Below are 16,886 nucleotides of genomic sequence, written 5' to 3' on the forward strand. Positions count from 1 at the left end.
GCTCTTTTGGGAAACCGGGACTATAAGGTAGACAAAATTTTTAATGTTTGCCTGTTATTTTCTTTATTTGGCGGCAGGTGCTTCAGCGCCTTTATCGTTCATGCCTTTGATCACATCTGCTGTCACATCATAAGCCGGATCTGCATACAGAATGTTGCTCTGCCCGGTACGGAAAGAGAAGATATACGCATAACGTTTGTCTGAATTAAAGGATTTCAGAAAATCGTCCAGCCTTTTCTGCAGCTCTTCGTTGAACTTGGTTTCGCTCTGGGCATAGTCTGCACGCATATTCTGTGCTTCCTGCTCCAGTTGCTGCTGTTTAGCCATCAGACTGCGTTGTGCTGCCTCGCCCTGCTCCTGGGTCAGCGTGGATGCTTTACGCTGCAGGTCCTGGTATTCCGCCTGTAAAGCTCTTGCCTTCGCTTTCAGCTGGTTTTCCATACCTTGTTGTTTCTGCTCCAGTTCCGATTTCTTTTGTTTGAAGTATTCGAAATGTGCTTCCAGGGAGTCCAGGTCCACATAAGCAATTTTGAAACCTGTTGCGGGAGCGTTCGTACCCGCGGCGGGAGTGTTAGCAGGCGCATTGTTGTTGTTGCCAGCTTTGTTGCCGTTGCAGGCCATAAATAAACCGGCTGCTAATGCCGCTAAGAATGCTTTTGATACGAATTGTTTACAAGTGCGCATGTTAATAGGTAGATTACTCCTTTTAAGGTTTTAAAATTGAAGGGCTAAAATAAAGCTTTTACCGGATTTTCAAATCCGGATTCCCATTTTTAACGAAGCTTTTTGCTACAGCCCGGCGCGTTACAGCCAGATGTGTCAATTATGAGTGATTGTAAAAGTCTTAAATAGGGTCGACGTCAATGCATTCCCCAGCATCACCACGGTATAGATTTTCCCGCTCTGCGATTTAAAGGGAAACTGATTGGGCACTTTGGTAGTATCATCATTACGCCGGAAATTAAACGGATAGGTACTGTCTCCGGGCAATGTGGCAAACTCAGTCACTGCAGAGAATCCCATGCCCCTGAATACAGGCGTGGTCTTTGAAAACAGGTCCATGCTGGACGACTGGCCGTTGGGCCGGAAAGCCCAGCTGAGATTCACTATCCGGAGCTTCATATGCTCCGCCGGCGGCGCCGTCAGGTCATCTTCAGCAGCCGTCACTACTCTCTGCCCATTGTTGGCCGAATCAACCGCTATATAAGCAGAGAAAAGCCGCTTGTTGCGCAGGTTGATCTGCCCTACCCTTATGGTATCCTTCGGGCGATTATGATCTATCAGATAGATCGTATACAGCTGGGCCCGCATTTCCCGGTAGGGCGTACTTTGGCCGAAAGTCAGGTCTTTCATAATAAGTGTGGAATCCAGCCAGATATCATACGTAACGTCCGGCACACCGTTAAAAAACATAAAGCTGGAAGAGGTCACAGGAATGGCAGAATCGCTGTTCTTTTTACAGGCTGTCATCACCATCAGCCATCCCAATACTACAATAAGCAGTTTTTTCATGAATTTCCGGATCGTTTTTAAAACCGGCTGTAAAGTACTAAAAAGAACTATGATGGCCATGATTATTACTGATTTCACGGAGCCTGCCTGCTTTTATCAGCTGTTGCCTTCAGGTGATATAGTCTGCCGGCACCACAGGCAAAAAAGAGGACGCCCTCATCGATTTTCATCAATGAGGGCGTCCTCTTTTAAACTTCCAACTGATCAGCCATTACCCGTCTTCGCACAATCGGCGAAATCAGTAATCATCATGGCCATCACAGTTTATTCTTCTTCGTCAAACTGGAACACTTCTTTGGAAGAGGCCAGGATGTCGTATTCTTCTTTGGAACCTACGATCATGTTTTCGAATTCACGCAGACCGGTACCAGCCGGGATCAGGTGACCTGTAACGATATTTTCCTTCAGACCGGTCATATCGTCGATCTTACCGTTGATCGCTGCCTGAGACAGTACTTTCGTGGTTTCCTGGAAGGACGCAGCGGAGATCCAGCTACGGGTGCCGAGAGACGCTTTGGTAATACCCTGGAGCAGCGGGCTGGAAGTAGCCGGTTGTGCATCACGGAATTCTACCAGTTTCTTATCGGCGCGGCGCAGCAGGGAGTTCTCTTCACGTACCTGACGCAGGGTCACGATCTGACCGGCTTTCAGGGTGGTGGAGTCACCAGCTTCTGTTACCACTTTCTTATCAAAGATCATGTCGTTCTCTTCGAAGAAGTCGAACCTGTCTTCGGTATCGCCTTCCAGGAAGCGGGTATCTCCGGGATCCTCGATGTTCACTTTGCGCATCATCTGGCGAACAATCACCTCGATGTGTTTGTCGTTGATCTTTACACCCTGTAAACGGTATACTTCCTGGATTTCATTTACCAGGTATTCCTGTACGGCAAACGGACCTTTAATCGCCAGGATGTCTGCAGGAGTAGTAGAACCGTCAGACAGGGAAGTACCGGCCTTCACGAAGTCACCGTCCTGTACCAGGATGTGACGGGTCAAAGGCACCAGGTATTTCTTGATCTGACCTTCACGGCTTTCGATGATGATCTCACGGTTACCGCGTTTGATGTTACCAAAGGCTACCACACCGTCGATTTCAGAAACGATGGCAGGGTTGCTCGGGTTACGTGCTTCAAACAGCTCGGTTACACGTGGCAGACCACCGGTGATGTCCCGCAGTTTACCGATAATGCGTGGTATTTTTACGATTACCTGACCAGCTCTCACATGATCACCTTCAGAGATCACGATGTGGGAACCTACCGGCAGGTTGTAGGATTTTACTTCTTTATTGCCATCTACATAGATAGACGGGATCTTGTTCTTGTCTTTGGTTTCGATAACCACTTTCTCGCGGTGACCGGTTTGTTCGTCCGCCTCTTCACGGTAGGTGATACCTTCCACGATGCTGTCGAAACGGATGTTACCCGGGATTTCAGACACGATAACGGCGTTGAAGGGGTCCCAGGTACAAATCTGGTCGCCTTTGGCCACTTTCTGTCCGTCTTTCACCAGCAGGGTGGAACCGTAAGGAATGTTGTTGGTTACCAGCAGACGGTCGTTTTTCACGTCCATGATACGCAACTCACCGGTACGGCCGATAACCACCTGTACTTTTTCACCTTCGTTGTTTTCGTAAGTGGTAGTACGCAGGCCATCGAACTGGATAGTACCGTCAAATTTAGCCTGGAGGCCGGATTCAACGGAAGTGGAACCTGCAACACCACCCACGTGGAACGTACGCAGTGTCAGCTGTGTACCAGGCTCACCGATGGACTGTGCAGCGATGATACCCACTGCATCACCACGCTGTGCGGTGTAACCGGTAGCGAGGTTTTTACCGTAACATTTCACGCACACGCCACGACGGCTTTCGCAAGTCAGTACGGAACGGATCTCTACGGTTTCAATAGCGCTGGATTCAATTCTATGAGCGATGTCCTCGGTGATTTCTTCACCCGCAGCTACCATCAGCTCCTCGGTATGAGGATCGAATACGTCGTGCAGGGAAGTACGGCCAAGGATACGGTCGTACAGTGTTTCGATCACCTCTTCGTTGTCTTTCAACGCAGCGGTAGCAATACCACGCAGGGTGCCGCAATCCTCTTCGTTGATCACCACGTCCTGGGCAACGTCTACCAGACGACGGGTCAGGTAACCCGCATCCGCCGTTTTCAGCGCCGTATCCGCAAGACCCTTACGGGCACCGTGGGTAGAGATGAAGTATTCCAATACGTTCAGACCATCTTTAAAGTTGGACAATACCGGGTTTTCGATGATCTCGGAACCGGTAGAACCACTCTTACGCGGCTTGGCCATCAGACCCCTGATACCTGCCAGCTGTTTGATCTGCTGTTTGGAACCACGCGCACCGGAGTCCAGCATCATATATACAGAGTTGAAGCCCTGTTTGTCTGTCGCCAGCTCACGGATCAGGGTTTCTGTCACCTTGGTATCCACGCGGGACCAGATATCGATGATCTGGTTGTAACGTTCGTTGTTGGTGATCAGCCCCATGTTATAGTTATCCCAAACTTCGTCCACCTCACCGGCAGCAGCATCAATCATTTCCTGCTTAACTTCCGGGATGATCAGGTCATTGATGTTAAATGACAGACCACCGCGGAACGCCATGCGGAAACCTAATTGTTTGATGTCGTCCAGGAATTTGGCTGTTTTGGGAATATCTGTGTATTTGATGATATCACCGATGATTTCACGCAGTGATTTCTTGGTCAGCAGCGCATTTACATAACCTGCTTCTTTCGGTACAAACTGGTTGAACAGTACGCGGCCTACAGTTGTTTCCACGAGTTTGTTTTCCAGGTTGCCTTCAGCCGTTCTCACCGTGGTTTTCACACGGATGTGAGCGTGCAGGTCGATTCTGTCTTCGTTCAGGGCGATGATCACCTCTTCAGCAGAATAGAATGCTTTGCCTTCACCTCTTACCACTACATCACCCATGGTTTTCTTACCCTTGGTAATGTAATACAGACCGAGCACCATGTCCTGGGAAGGCAGGGTGATCGGCGTACCGTTCTGCGGGTTGAGGATGTTGTGGGAAGACAGCATCAGCAGTTGGGCTTCCAGGATAGCAGCGTTGCTCAGCGGCACGTGTACCGCCATCTGGTCACCGTCGAAGTCGGCGTTGAACGCAGAACACACGAGCGGGTGCAGCTGGATCGCTTTACCTTCCACCAGTTTAGGCTGGAATGCCTGGATAGACAGACGGTGCAGGGTCGGAGCACGGTTTAACAATACCGGGTGACCTTTCAGCACGTTTTCCAGGATGTCCCAAACCACCGCTTCTTTCCGGTCTACCAGCTTTTTCGCTGATTTCACGGTTTTCACGATGCCTCTTTCTATCAGTTTACGGATAATAAACGGTTTGAACAGTTCGGCAGCCATGTCTTTCGGCAGACCGCACTCGTGCAGTTTCAGCTCAGGGCCTACCACGATAACGGAACGACCGGAGTAGTCCACACGTTTACCGAGGAGGTTCTGACGGAAACGGCCTTGTTTACCTTTCAGCACGTCGGAGAGGGATTTCAGCGCACGACCACCTTCCGCTTTCACCGCATTGGATTTACGGGAGTTGTCGAACAGGGAATCCACCGCTTCCTGCAGCATACGTTTTTCGTTACGCAGGATCACTTCCGGTGCTTTAATTTCGATCAGACGTTTCAGACGGTTGTTACGAATGATCACCCTGCGGTACAGATCGTTCAGGTCGGAAGACGCGAAACGGCCACCATCCAGCGGCACTAACGGACGCAGTTCAGGCGGTACTACAGGGATATATTGCATCACCATCCATTCAGGACGGTTTTCCACGCGGCTGTTGGCGTCACGGAAAGCTTCCACTACGCTCAGACGTTTCAGCGCTTCCGCTTTACGTTGCTGGGAAGTTTCAGTAGCGGCCTGGTTACGCAGCTGGTAAGAGAGGCTGTCCAGGTCAATACGGGCCAGCATCATTTCCACTGCTTCGGCACCCATTTTGGCAATGAACTTGTTGGGATCTTCATCCGGCAACAGCTGATTGTCTTTAGGCAGGGTATCCAGGATGTCCAGGTATTCTTCTTCTGTGAGCAGATCACCGTAGTTCATTCCTTTCTCCTGTTTCGCACCCGCCTGGATTACCACGTATCTTTCGTAGTAAACGATGGTTTCCAGCTTTTTGGAAGACATTCCCAGCAGGTAACCGATCTTGTTAGGGAGGGATTTGAAATACCATATATGTACAACGGGCACTACCAGACGGATGTGACCCATTCTTTCACGACGTACTTTTTTCTCCGTTACTTCCACACCGCAGCGGTCGCACACGATACCCTTATAACGGATACGTTTATATTTTCCGCAATAGCATTCGTAATCCTTTACAGGCCCGAATATTCTTTCGCAGAACAAACCATCACGTTCCGGCTTGTAAGTACGGTAGTTGATGGTTTCAGGTTTCAGCACCTCACCGTATGAACGCTCCAGAATTACATCGGGAGAAGCCAGACTGATGGTGATGCTGTTAAAATTAGATTTAGGACGATTTTCTTTTTTGATAGCCATCTGTTATTAGCTTTTAGCTGTTAGCCGTTGGTGTTAAGCCAGCGACAAAAATTTTATTCCTGCGAAATATCCAAGCTATCAGCCATTAGCCCGGAAGCTAATGGCTGGTAGCTAAAAGCTCTTAGTCAAATTTCAGATCCAGACCCAGGCCACGCAGCTCATGGATCAATACGTTGAAGGATTCAGGCACACCGGCTTTCGGGATGTTGTCACCTTTCACGATAGATTCATATGCTTTGGCACGGCCAACGATATCATCGGATTTGATGGTAAGCAGTTCCTGCAGAATGTTGGCTGCACCGTAAGCTTCCAGTGCCCACACCTCCATCTCACCAAAACGCTGACCACCAAACTGGGCTTTACCACCCAGCGGCTGTTGCGTGATGAGGCTGTACGGTCCGATAGAACGGGCGTGCATTTTGTCGTCCACCATGTGGCTCAGTTTGAGCATGTAGATCACACCCACGGTTGCTTTCTGGTGGAAGCGGTCGCCGGTTTCACCATCATACAGATAAGTGTGGCCAAAGCTCGGCAGTCCTGCGTCGTTGATATATTTGGCTATTTCTTCGGTAGTAGCACCGTCAAAGATCGGGGTAGCGAAACGTACGCCCAATTTCAGACCGGCCCAGCCCAGTACGGTTTCGTAGATCTGTCCGAGGTTCATACGGGAAGGTACGCCCAGCGGGTTCAGTACGATGTCCAGCGGTGTACCGTCTTCCAGGAACGGCATGTCTTCGTCACGCACGATCTTGGCAACGATACCCTTGTTACCGTGGCGGCCCGCCATCTTATCCCCTACTTTCAGCTTACGTTTGCTGGCCAGGTAAACCTTCGCCAGTTTCAGTACGCCGGCAGGCAGTTCGTCACCGATGGAGATGTTGAATTTCTCACGTTTGTAACGGCCCAGCTCTTCGTTGTACTTGATGTTGTAGTTGTGCAGCAGGGTGTTGATCTGGTCGTTGGTCACCTCGTCGGTAGTCCAGCCCAGCGGGTTCACGTTCATGAAATCAACGTTCACCAGGTTTTTCTGGGAGAACTTGGAACCTTTGGAGATCAGCACTTCACCGTAAGTGTTGGTAACGCCCTGGGACACCTTGTCTTTCAGCAATACCAGCAGTTTGCCCATCAGCACTTCCAGCAGGTCCTCTGTATTTTTCTGGTGTATTTTCTCCAGTTTCTCAATCGCCGCTTTTTCACGGGTCTTGGAGTTTTTATCTTTCTTAGCGCGGCTGAACAGCTTCTTGTCGATCACCACGCCTTCTGTGGACGGAGGTGCTTTCAGGGAAGCGTCTTTCGCATCGGATGCCTTGTCACCGAAGATCGCTCTGAGGAGTTTTTCTTCTGGAGAAGGATCAGATTCACCACGCGGTGTGATTTTACCGATCAGGATGTCACCTTCCTTGATGTGGGCGCCCACACGGATGATACCGTTCTGGTCGAGGTCTTTGGTAGCCTCTTCGCTCACGTTCGGGATATCCGGGGTCAGTTCTTCTTCACCCAGTTTGGTGTCACGTACTTCCAGTTCGTATTCGTCGATGTGGATGGAGGTAAAGAGGTCTTCACGTGCCACACGCTCAGAGATTACGATCGCATCCTCAAAGTTGTAACCTTTCCAAGGCATGAACGCCACTTTCATGTTACGGCCCAGCGCCAGTTCACCACCGCGGGTTGCGTAACCTTCCGTGAGGAAGTCGCCTATTTCCACGCGCTGGCCTTTCTTCACGCAAGGTCTGAGGTTGATACAGGTGCTCTGGTTCGTTTTAACGAATTTGGTCAGGTTATAGATCACCAGGTCGTCTTCGAAGCTCACCAGTTTCTGCAGCTCGTCACGCTCGTAACGAACATGGATTTCCTTGGCGTCCACGAATTCGATCACGCCTTTGCCTTCTGCGGTGATCTGCAGGCGGGAGTCGCGTGCAGCCTTTGCTTCGAGGCCGGTGCCCACGATAGGTACTTCCGGGTTCAGCAGCGGCACAGCCTGACGTTGCATGTTTGATCCCATCAACGCACGGTTGGCGTCATCATGTTCGAGGAACGGAATCAAAGAAGCACTCAGACCTACGATCTGGTTAGGCGCTACGTCCATGAACTCCACTTCCTGTTTGTCCAGGATCGGGAAGTCGCCGGTTTCGCGGGATTTTACTTTATCGTTGAGGAAGTTGCCTTTGTCATCGAGCGGAGCGTTGGCCTGTGCGATCTTCACGGTATCTTCTTCTTCAGCGCTCAGGAACTCTACTTTCACCATGTCTACCTTGCCCGCGTTTACTTTACGGTAAGGAGTTTCGATGAAGCCCATTTCGTTCACCTTCGCGTGTACGCAAAGGGTGGAAATCAGACCGATGTTCGGGCCTTCCGGTGTTTCGATGGTACACAGACGGCCGTAGTGGCTGTAGTGAACGTCACGCACCTCAAAGCCTGCTCTTTCACGGCTCAGACCACCGGGACCGAGAGCGGAGATACGGCGCTTGTGCGTGATCTCAGACAGCGGGTTGGTTTGGTCGAGGAACTGTGACAGCTGGGAGGTACCGAAGAAGGAGTTGATCACGGAAGACAGGGTCCTCGCATTGATCAGGTCTACCGGCGTAAACACCTCGTTGTCGCGTACGTTCATACGTTCGCGGATGGTACGGGCCATACGGGCCAGACCTACGCCGAACTGAGCGTACAGCTGTTCGCCCACGGTACGTACACGACGGTTGCTCAGGTGATCGATATCGTCGATCTCAGCTTTACCGTTGGTGAGCTGTACCAGGTATTTGATGATGGAAATGATGTCGTCTTTCGTCAGCACTTTCATGTCCAGCGGGGTAGACAGACCCAGTTTCCGGTTGATTTTGTAACGGCCTACGTCTCCGAGGTCATAACGTTTGTCGGAGAAGAATAATTTATCGATGATACCCCTTGCTGTTTCATCATCCGGCGCATCGGCACCGCGCAGCTGGCGGTAGATATGCTGAACGGCTTCCAGCTCGGAGTTGGATGTATCCTTGTTTAATGTGTTGTAGATGATGGAGAAATCGCCGCTCACCTCTTCTTTCTGTACGAATACGCTCTTCAGACCCATATCAACGATGGTCTCAATGTTCGCTTCGTCCAGGATGCTGTCACGCTCGAGCATAATCTCGTTACGCTCGATACTTACCACTTCACCGGTGTCCTCATCCACGAAGTCTTCCACCCAGCTTCTTAAAACACGGGCAGCCAGCTTTTTGCCGGCGTATTTATCAAGACTTTTCTTGTCTGCTTTTACTTCATCAGCCATACCAAACAGCTGCAGGATGTCCTTATCGGTTTCATAACCGATGGCACGCAGCAGGGTGGTAACAGGGAATTTCTTCTTACGGTCAATGTAAGCATACATCACGTTGTTGATGTCGGTTGCAAACTCCATCCAGGCCCCTTTGAACGGGATCACTCTTGCAGAGTAGATCTTGGTTCCGTTCGGGTGAACAGATTGACCAAAGAATACACCAGGAGAGCGGTGCAGCTGGGATACAACTACGCGCTCAGCACCATTAATAACGAAAGTACCTCTTGGGGTCATGTAGGGAATGTTACCTAAGAACACGTCCTGCACAATAGTCTGGAAATCCACATGCTCCTCATCATTACAGCTGAGGCGCAGTTTCGCCTTCAACGGTACGGAATAGGTAAGCCCACGTTCAATACACTCCTCAATGGTATAGCGCGGAGGGTCTACGAAATAATCAAGGAACTCCAGATTGAAGATATTGCGGGTATCTGTAATCGGGAAGTTCTCCTTAAATACTTTAAAAAGGCCTTCGTTATTTCGTTTGTCTGGTGTGGTTTCTAATTGGAAGAAATCCTTGAAAGATTGGATTTGGATAGCCAACAGATCCGGTGTCTCAGTAACTTGTTTGATCTTTCCAAAATTTACTCTTTCGCTTGTTTGGGCTTTTTTTAGAGACATATTCGAAGTTAGCAGTTATATGACTTTGTAAGAATTAGGGAAATTAAGATTTCTTTGCCAATATCCATCCTGATTTTAACGATGCCTTCTGCACATGGTCAAAGTCACCCTGGGTGATTCCCCGTTTTGACTCTCTGAAAAAGACACTTTCCCAAAGGGAATAAGGCCAAAAGTACCATGGGCACTTTTGACCTTTAAAAGATGTATACTAAGCAAAGAATTACTGAATTTCAACTTCAGCACCTGCTTCAGTCAGCTTAGCTTTCAGATCTTCAGCTTCTGCTTTGCTAACGCCTTCTTTCACAGATTTAGGAGCGCCGTCAACCAGTTCTTTCGCTTCTTTCAGACCCAGACCGGTCAGGTCTTTTACAACCTTAACAACGTTCAGTTTGGATGCACCTGCGGATTTCAGAACTACGTTGAAAGCAGTTTTTTCTTCAGCAGCAGGAGCGCCGTCGCCACCGCCGGAAACTACAACAGCAGCAGCTGCTGGTTCAATGCCGTACTCGTTTTTCAGTACGTCTGCGAGTTCTTGTACTTCCTTAACAGTTAAACCTACTAATTGTTCGGCTAATGCTTTTACGTCTGCCATTTTATAATGTTTTAATGTAATGTTTGTAATGTTTGTTAATTATATTGTGACTTGGAAGCCATTGTTATGTAGGAATTTTCTGATTTTCGGATTTTTTGATTTAAACGGAGGAATAAATTCCAAAATTTCTAAATCCGTAAATCCACAAATTCCAATTATTCTGCAGCAGGAGCTTCTTCCACTGCGCCTTCTTTCTTGCCTTTTTCCAGCAAAGCAGCGATAACGCGTTTTGCAGGAGATTGCAGCAGACCGATAACTTCGCCAATGAGCTCGTTTTTGGTCTTGATGTTGGTCAGGGCAGTCAGCTGGTTGTCGCCGATGAAGATTTCGTCAGCTACGAACGCTGCTTTCAGTACTGGTTTTTCCAGTTTAGCGTTTGCTTTACGGAAGCTGGAGATGATCAGGGCCGGCTCTTTCGGGCTGTCAGAGAACATCAGGGCAGTTACACCGTGCAGTGCATCAAAAATACCTGCATATTTCTCGCTGTCCAGAGATTCCAGTGCTTTGCGGATCAGGGTGTTTTTAGCCACCTTCATTTCCACCTGCTTGTCAAAGCAAGTCTTCCTCAGGTCGTTAACCTGCGCTACCGTTAATGATTCGGTGTTAGTGATGTAGAAGTTGTTATATTGAGAGAACTTACTTTTCAGCAGTTCGATCACTTCATTTTTTTGATCTTTATTCATATTTTACCGTTTGTAGCAAGCCCCTCCTTGCAGATAAGGCTACACACGCGTGATCAATTAGTTTTGAACAGATTTAGTGTCGATGGCGATACCAGGGCTCATAGTAGAAGCCATGGACAGACCTTTCAGGTAAGTGCCTTTTGCAGTAGCCGGTTTCAGCTTGATGATAGCATTGATCAGCTCCTGAGAGTTCTGTTCGATTTTATCAGCAGCAAAAGATACGCGACCGATAGAAGCGTGGATGATACCAGCTTTATCTACCTTGAAGGTAATTTTACCACCTTTCACCTCGTTCACAGCAGCAGCTACGTCGTTGGTAACAGTACCGGTTTTCGGGTTCGGCATCAGGTTGCGGGGACCCAGGATTTTACCCAGTTTACCGATTTTAGGCATTACAGCCGGAGTAGCGATGATCACATCGATCTCAGTCCAGCCAGCTTCAATCTTCTGGATAAACTCGTCCAAACCAACGAAATCAGCACCAGCTTCTTTAGCGGCAGCTTCTTTGTCAGGTGTGCAGAGCACTAAAACTTTCTTTGTTTTACCAGTACCGTGGGGAAGCGTTACGGAACCACGGATAGCCTGGTCAGCTTTCTTAGGATCAACGCCTAAGCGGATATGTATATCGACAGAACTGTCGAATTTAGTGCAGTTGATATCCTTTACCAGTGCAGAGGCTTCTTTCAGCGAATACGCCTTGTTTTTATCAACTTTAGCCTGCGCTACTTTTCTCTTTTTAGTTGCCATTGTCAAAATGATTTAAAGTTCCTGCCTTAACAGGGTGAACCAATTAGTTTTCCCAGGGAGCTTTACCTTCAACAGTAATACCCATGCTACGGGCAGTACCAGCTACCATTTTCATAGCGCTGTTCAGTGTGAAGCAGTTCAGGTCAGGCATTTTATCCTGCGCGATAGCTTCCACCTGTGCCCAGGTCACTTTACCCACCTTGTTACGGTTAGGCTCTTTAGAACCACCTTGAATTTTAGCAGCTTCCAGCAGCTGTACCGGTGCCGGAGGAGTCTTAATTACAAAGTCAAATGATTTGTCAGTGTAAACAGTCAGCAATACAGGCAATACTTTACCCATTTTATCCTGGGTGCGGGCATTGAACTGTTTGCAGAACTCCATGATGTTCACACCTTTGGAACCCAGTGCAGGACCAATCGGAGGTGCAGGGTTGGCCTGGCCGCCTTTCACCTGCAATTTCACGTACGTTGCGATCTCTTTTGCCATTTCTTATGTGTTTAATTTGGTTAAAACGTCCTCTGCCGTACAGAGAACTCCCAAAACTAAAAGGAACTGAAATAACCTTTTAAAGGGGATGCAAAGGTAAATAATAATATCAAAATGCCAAAAAGTATTTGAATTTGGGCATTCTTTTTGCTACCAGTCACCTTTTTTTTACAAATCCATTGCATTCCCGTTAAAAAACCTTATAATCCGGAGAAATGCAAAAGTACAGCTAAAACCCCACTTTATAAAAAAGTGACTTCCGGAACATCTTCCCCGTCTTAATATATTTTGCCGCAAAAGCCTGCTCATCGGCAATGCGCTGCTTCAGCTGCGTATTGGCCTCCAGCACCTCCTGCAATAACCCGGCGGTTGTCCGGGTCTGTCACCCTCAGCGGCCCGTGCCCTCCTCTCCACTTCGTCCAACTGCCGCGACATCCCGTTCACCCATTCCCCGGAGGCAGACAGCAGGAAGAGGCAGCCGGCCACGCCGCAAAGCAATTTTCTCATTTTGTTATTTTATGATTGGGTTTCGGGATATTGGCCTTTGACAATGGGTATATAATATTAGACGTGGCTCAGAAAGCCATCCCTCTAAAAATATCAAAAATAAACAACTATCAAAATAAAAAAGCGCTCCGGAGTGCGGAGCGCTTTTTGTAATTATTTGATACCGTAACTAGGCTAATTTTTCCACCTGCATGAAGTTCAGTTCCACAGGGGTGGCGCGGCCAAAGATTTTCACGGTTACTTTCAGTTTCTTTTTGTCTTCGATCACTTCTTCGATGACACCGTTGAAATCGTTGAACGGTCCGTCGATGATCTTGATGGTTTCGCCGACGATGAAAGGTTCGCTCATGGTGAGTCCCTGATCGCTCAGTTCGTCTACTTTACCTAACATTTTGTTGACTTCGGCTTTACGGAGTGCAATGGGTTTTTCCTTGCCCAGGAAGTGAATAACGCCAGACACGTTACGGATGGCCTGGATCACTTCGTCGGTCATTTTACCATCGATGGCTTCAATCATCACATAACCGGGATAGAAGTTTTTCTCACGCATTACTTTTTTACCGGCCTGCACTTTATATACTTTTTCCACCGGGAGAAATACCTGTGTGATTACGTTACCCCAATCAGATCGGCGCACTTCAATATCCAGGTATTCCTTCACTTTTTTTTCCTTGCCACTAACAACGCGGAGTACATACCACTTTGTTTCCTGCGCAGGAATATTGGTTGCATCCATTTATTTATTTTTTGAATATTTCGTAATAGTGTGCTAACACAAAATTGGAAGCGGCGTCCATACCCCAAACCAGTGCTGTAACAAAGAGTGTTGCTATCAGCACTATCATGGTAGAGGACTGCAGTTCCTGCCAGGTAGGCCAGGATACTTTGTAGACCAACTCATGATAAGACTCACGGAAGTAGTTTCTGATCTTATTCATTCTGTAAAGTTAACGATTTATGGTCAATTGATTAAAGCCTAAAAATGGTTGAATTGTTCTATTTTTTAATAATAACAATTCAACCATTTAATTAACCTTGGCACGGGTACTAGGATTCGAACCCAGATCAAAGGTTTTGGAGACCCGTATGCTACCGTTGCACCATACCCGTGTATAAAGCCATTAGCTTTGAGCTTTCAGCAGTCAGCAAATATAATAATAAATCCTGACATTTAATAGCCGAAGCTAATGGCTTTTAGTATTTTGGAAATACTTATTTGATAATTTCAGTAACCTGACCGGCACCTACTGTACGACCACCTTCACGGATAGCGAATTTCAGACCTTTGTCCATCGCGATCGGCTGGATCAGTTTTACAGTCAGGGTAACGTTATCACCAGGCATTACCATTTCAACACCTGCAGGCAGTTCAACTTCACCGGTTACGTCAGTTGTACGGAAGTAGAACTGAGGACGGTATTTGTTGAAGAACGGAGTGTGACGGCCACCTTCTTCTTTGCTCAGTACGTAAACTTCGCATTTGAATTCAGTGTGCGGAGTGATAGAGCCGGGTTTGCAGATAACCATACCACGACGGATCTGGTTTTTCTCAATACCGCGCAGCAGCAGACCAGCGTTGTCACCAGCTTCACCTTCGTCCAGGAGTTTTTTGAACATTTCAACACCTGTACAAGTAGATTTCAGGGGTTCTTCCTGCAGACCTACGATTTCAACGTTCTCACCAACTTTGATACGACCGCGTTCGATACGACCTGTAGCAACGGTACCACGACCTGTGATAGAGAATACGTCTTCTACGGACATCAGGAAGTCCTGATCAACCGGACGAGGAGGCAGCGGAATGTAAGTGTCAACAGCTTCCATCAGTTGCTCGATAGCGCCAACCCATTTTTCGTCACCAGCCAGTGCGCCGGTAGCAGAACCCTGGATTACAGGAACGTTGTCACCGTCGAAGCCGTTAGAGCTCAGCAGGTCACGGATTTCAATCTCAACCAGTTCCAGCAGTTCAGCGTCGTCAACCAGGTCAACTTTGTTCATGAACACTACGATACGAGGTACACCTACCTGGCGAGCCAGCAGGATGTGCTCTCTGGTTTGTGGCATAGGACCGTCTGTAGCGGCAACCACCAGGATAGCACCGTCCATCTGGGCAGCACCGGTGATCATGTTTTTCACATAGTCAGCGTGACCAGGGCAGTCAACGTGAGCATAGTGACGGTTAGCTGTCTGATACTCTACGTGAGCTGTATTGATAGTGATACCTCTTTCTTTTTCTTCAGGAGCAGCATCGATCTCATCATAGCCTCTTTTCTCTGCCAGACCCTTGTTTGCCAAAATTGTGGTAATGGCAGCAGTCAAGGTAGTTTTACCGTGGTCCACGTGGCCGATGGTACCAATGTTTACGTGGGGTTTATCCCGCTTAAAGGTTTCTTTTGCCATTGTATTTTCTTTTTAGATGGTTTGTAAAGATTGTATTGATAGTTGTTTTTAAAACACGGCTTTTTACAAACTTGTACCGCTGATGAGAATTGAACTCATGTCCTTCCCGATAAAGTAAAATTTGTGGGATGCTCTTCCATTGAGCTACAACGCTAAGTTTATTTCGGAGTGCAGAATTAACAAATTCGAATCCGAAATCCGAATTTTATGGAGTGTATGTAGTGGCGAAGTGATATCACTGCGACCGCGATGCTTCTCTTCTAAAATTCAAAAGAGCTGTTGAAGAGAATTGAACTCTCGACCTCTTCCTTACCAAGGAAGTGCTCTACCCCTGAGCTACAACAGCTTGAAATGATATGCGAGCGGGAGACGAGGTTCGAACCCGCGACCTACAGCTTGGAAGGCTGTCGCTCTACCAACTGAGCTACTCCCGCATACCGGACAAATCCAACACAGCAAGGTAATAACGCTGTATGAATCTTCCTGAATAAATTAAAGAACATAAAAGGCTGTTGTATCACAGGCGCCGGGAATTACTTTGTCTGTCAACCGAGAATTTGTTCTCACCTTCCACTCAACAACATTGTTCCGCCTCTGCTAGGGCAAAAGCGGAACAAGCCGTTTTGGTGGGCAGGATAGGATTCGAACCTATGAAGTCGAAAGACAGCGGATTTACAGTCCGCCCCATTTGGCCGCTCTGGAACCTGCCCGTTTTTGAAATTTCGAAATTTGGTTATTTTGAAATTTAAAAATTTAAAAATAGCTAAATATCAAAATTTGATGAGCCAGCAGAGGGATTCGAACCCCCGACCCACTGATTACAAATCAGTAGCTCTGGCCAACTGAGCTATGCTGGCATCTTTCAAAAAACATTCTTTCAAAAAAGTAACTCGTTGAAAGAGAGCGCAAAATTAAGCGATTTTTTCAAATCTCAAAATCTTTTTTTCAGTTTGTTACAAATATTTAAAATTTTATCTGTCTCCCTGAAAACGCCCTACCATAAAGAACTTTGCTACCTTTACCGACCCTCTTTTTGAATCGGGATGGCAAAGGTAGCAAAGAGATTAATATTTCCAAAATTATTTTAAAAAATTATTGAAATTTCTTTTCCTTTTGGCGTTTCACCTGGTTGACTAAGGAATCAAAGGCAAGATCAAAGGACTCTTCGAAGGATTTGGATTCATGCTTGACAAAGAGGTCCTGACGGGGAATTCGTACTCTTATTTCGGCAATTTTATCTTTAACCTGATGCGCTAAATTATCCAATTTTAAAAATACATCCACACTGACAATACGGTCATAAAAAGTGTTCAGTTTCTGCAGTTTCTTATTCACGTGATCAATCAGTTTTGAATCAGCATCAAAATGCACAGTTTGAATTTGAACGTTCATAGCACTAATTTTTTAAATATTTAACAATCTAGGTTATAGTGTGTAAACCATGGTCATAGGCATTCTCTTGGTTGT

At 47.4% G+C, this 16,886-nt stretch carries 13 protein-coding genes and 6 tRNA genes; all 19 read right to left on the bottom strand.

Annotation, left to right across the window (positions count from 1 at the left end; all coding sequences use genetic code 11):
• Positions 1-63: 63 nt before the first annotated feature.
• A complete protein-coding gene (locus HF324_RS28930) occupies positions 64-684 on the bottom strand; it encodes an OmpH/Skp family outer membrane protein (RefSeq protein WP_168806805.1) in 621 nt (206 codons plus the stop codon).
• 135 nt (positions 685-819) lie between these two features.
• Positions 820-1,512 (bottom strand): DUF4397 domain-containing protein, encoded by a 693-nt coding sequence (locus HF324_RS28935; protein WP_168861451.1) that lies wholly within the window; start codon positions 1,510-1,512, stop codon positions 820-822.
• Positions 1,513-1,776: 264 nt separating this feature from the next.
• Positions 1,777-6,072 (bottom strand): DNA-directed RNA polymerase subunit beta', encoded by a 4,296-nt coding sequence (gene rpoC / locus HF324_RS28940; RefSeq protein ID WP_168806809.1) that lies wholly within the window; start codon positions 6,070-6,072, stop codon positions 1,777-1,779.
• Positions 6,073-6,193: 121 nt separating this feature from the next.
• The gene (gene rpoB, locus HF324_RS28945; RefSeq protein ID WP_246269316.1) at positions 6,194-9,925 is read right to left on the bottom strand and encodes a DNA-directed RNA polymerase subunit beta; all 3,732 of its coding nucleotides are present in this window, start codon (positions 9,923-9,925) and stop codon (positions 6,194-6,196) included.
• A 298-nt stretch (positions 9,926-10,223) separates the two neighbouring features.
• Entirely contained in the window at positions 10,224-10,595 is a 372-nt protein-coding gene (gene rplL, locus HF324_RS28950; RefSeq protein WP_168806813.1) for a 50S ribosomal protein L7/L12, read from the bottom strand.
• A gap of 155 nt (positions 10,596-10,750) precedes the next feature.
• Positions 10,751-11,278, bottom strand: coding sequence for a 50S ribosomal protein L10 (rplJ, locus tag HF324_RS28955; protein ID WP_168806814.1), 528 nt, complete (start codon positions 11,276-11,278; stop codon positions 10,751-10,753).
• Positions 11,279-11,335: 57 nt separating this feature from the next.
• Complete coding sequence (rplA, locus tag HF324_RS28960; RefSeq protein WP_192023207.1) at positions 11,336-12,025, bottom strand: 50S ribosomal protein L1; 690 nt, start codon at positions 12,023-12,025, stop codon at positions 11,336-11,338.
• Positions 12,026-12,068: 43 nt separating this feature from the next.
• A complete protein-coding gene (rplK, locus tag HF324_RS28965) occupies positions 12,069-12,512 on the bottom strand; it encodes a 50S ribosomal protein L11 (protein ID WP_078667078.1) in 444 nt (147 codons plus the stop codon).
• Between the two features lie 324 nt (positions 12,513-12,836).
• Positions 12,837-13,019, bottom strand: a complete 183-nt coding sequence (locus tag HF324_RS28970) for a hypothetical protein (RefSeq protein WP_168861452.1) — start codon at positions 13,017-13,019, stop codon at positions 12,837-12,839.
• Positions 13,020-13,188: 169 nt separating this feature from the next.
• Positions 13,189-13,755, bottom strand: coding sequence for a transcription termination/antitermination protein NusG (gene nusG, locus HF324_RS28975; RefSeq protein ID WP_078667076.1), 567 nt, complete (start codon positions 13,753-13,755; stop codon positions 13,189-13,191).
• Between the two features lie 4 nt (positions 13,756-13,759).
• Entirely contained in the window at positions 13,760-13,957 is a 198-nt protein-coding gene (gene secE, locus HF324_RS28980) for a preprotein translocase subunit SecE (protein ID WP_113617219.1), read from the bottom strand.
• Between the two features lie 98 nt (positions 13,958-14,055).
• Positions 14,056-14,129, bottom strand: a tRNA-Trp gene (locus HF324_RS28985).
• 102 nt (positions 14,130-14,231) lie between these two features.
• Positions 14,232-15,419 (bottom strand): elongation factor Tu, encoded by a 1,188-nt coding sequence (tuf, locus tag HF324_RS28990; RefSeq protein ID WP_078667074.1) that lies wholly within the window; start codon positions 15,417-15,419, stop codon positions 14,232-14,234.
• Positions 15,420-15,493: 74 nt separating this feature from the next.
• Positions 15,494-15,573 (bottom strand) — tRNA-OTHER (locus HF324_RS28995).
• A 120-nt stretch (positions 15,574-15,693) separates the two neighbouring features.
• Positions 15,694-15,765 (bottom strand) — tRNA-Thr (locus HF324_RS29000).
• Positions 15,766-15,780: 15 nt separating this feature from the next.
• A tRNA-Gly gene (locus HF324_RS29005) sits at positions 15,781-15,853 on the bottom strand.
• Positions 15,854-16,043: 190 nt separating this feature from the next.
• Positions 16,044-16,129 (bottom strand) — tRNA-Tyr (locus HF324_RS29010).
• A 73-nt stretch (positions 16,130-16,202) separates the two neighbouring features.
• Positions 16,203-16,276 (bottom strand) — tRNA-Thr (locus tag HF324_RS29015).
• A gap of 235 nt (positions 16,277-16,511) precedes the next feature.
• Positions 16,512-16,811: an HPF/RaiA family ribosome-associated protein gene (locus HF324_RS29020; protein ID WP_078667073.1), complete on the bottom strand. Its 300-nt coding sequence runs from the start codon at positions 16,809-16,811 to the stop codon at positions 16,512-16,514.
• Positions 16,812-16,886 lie beyond the last annotated feature (75 nt).

This window comes from Chitinophaga oryzae, assembly GCF_012516375.2.
Taxonomy (GTDB): Bacteria; Bacteroidota; Bacteroidia; order Chitinophagales; family Chitinophagaceae; genus Chitinophaga; species Chitinophaga oryzae.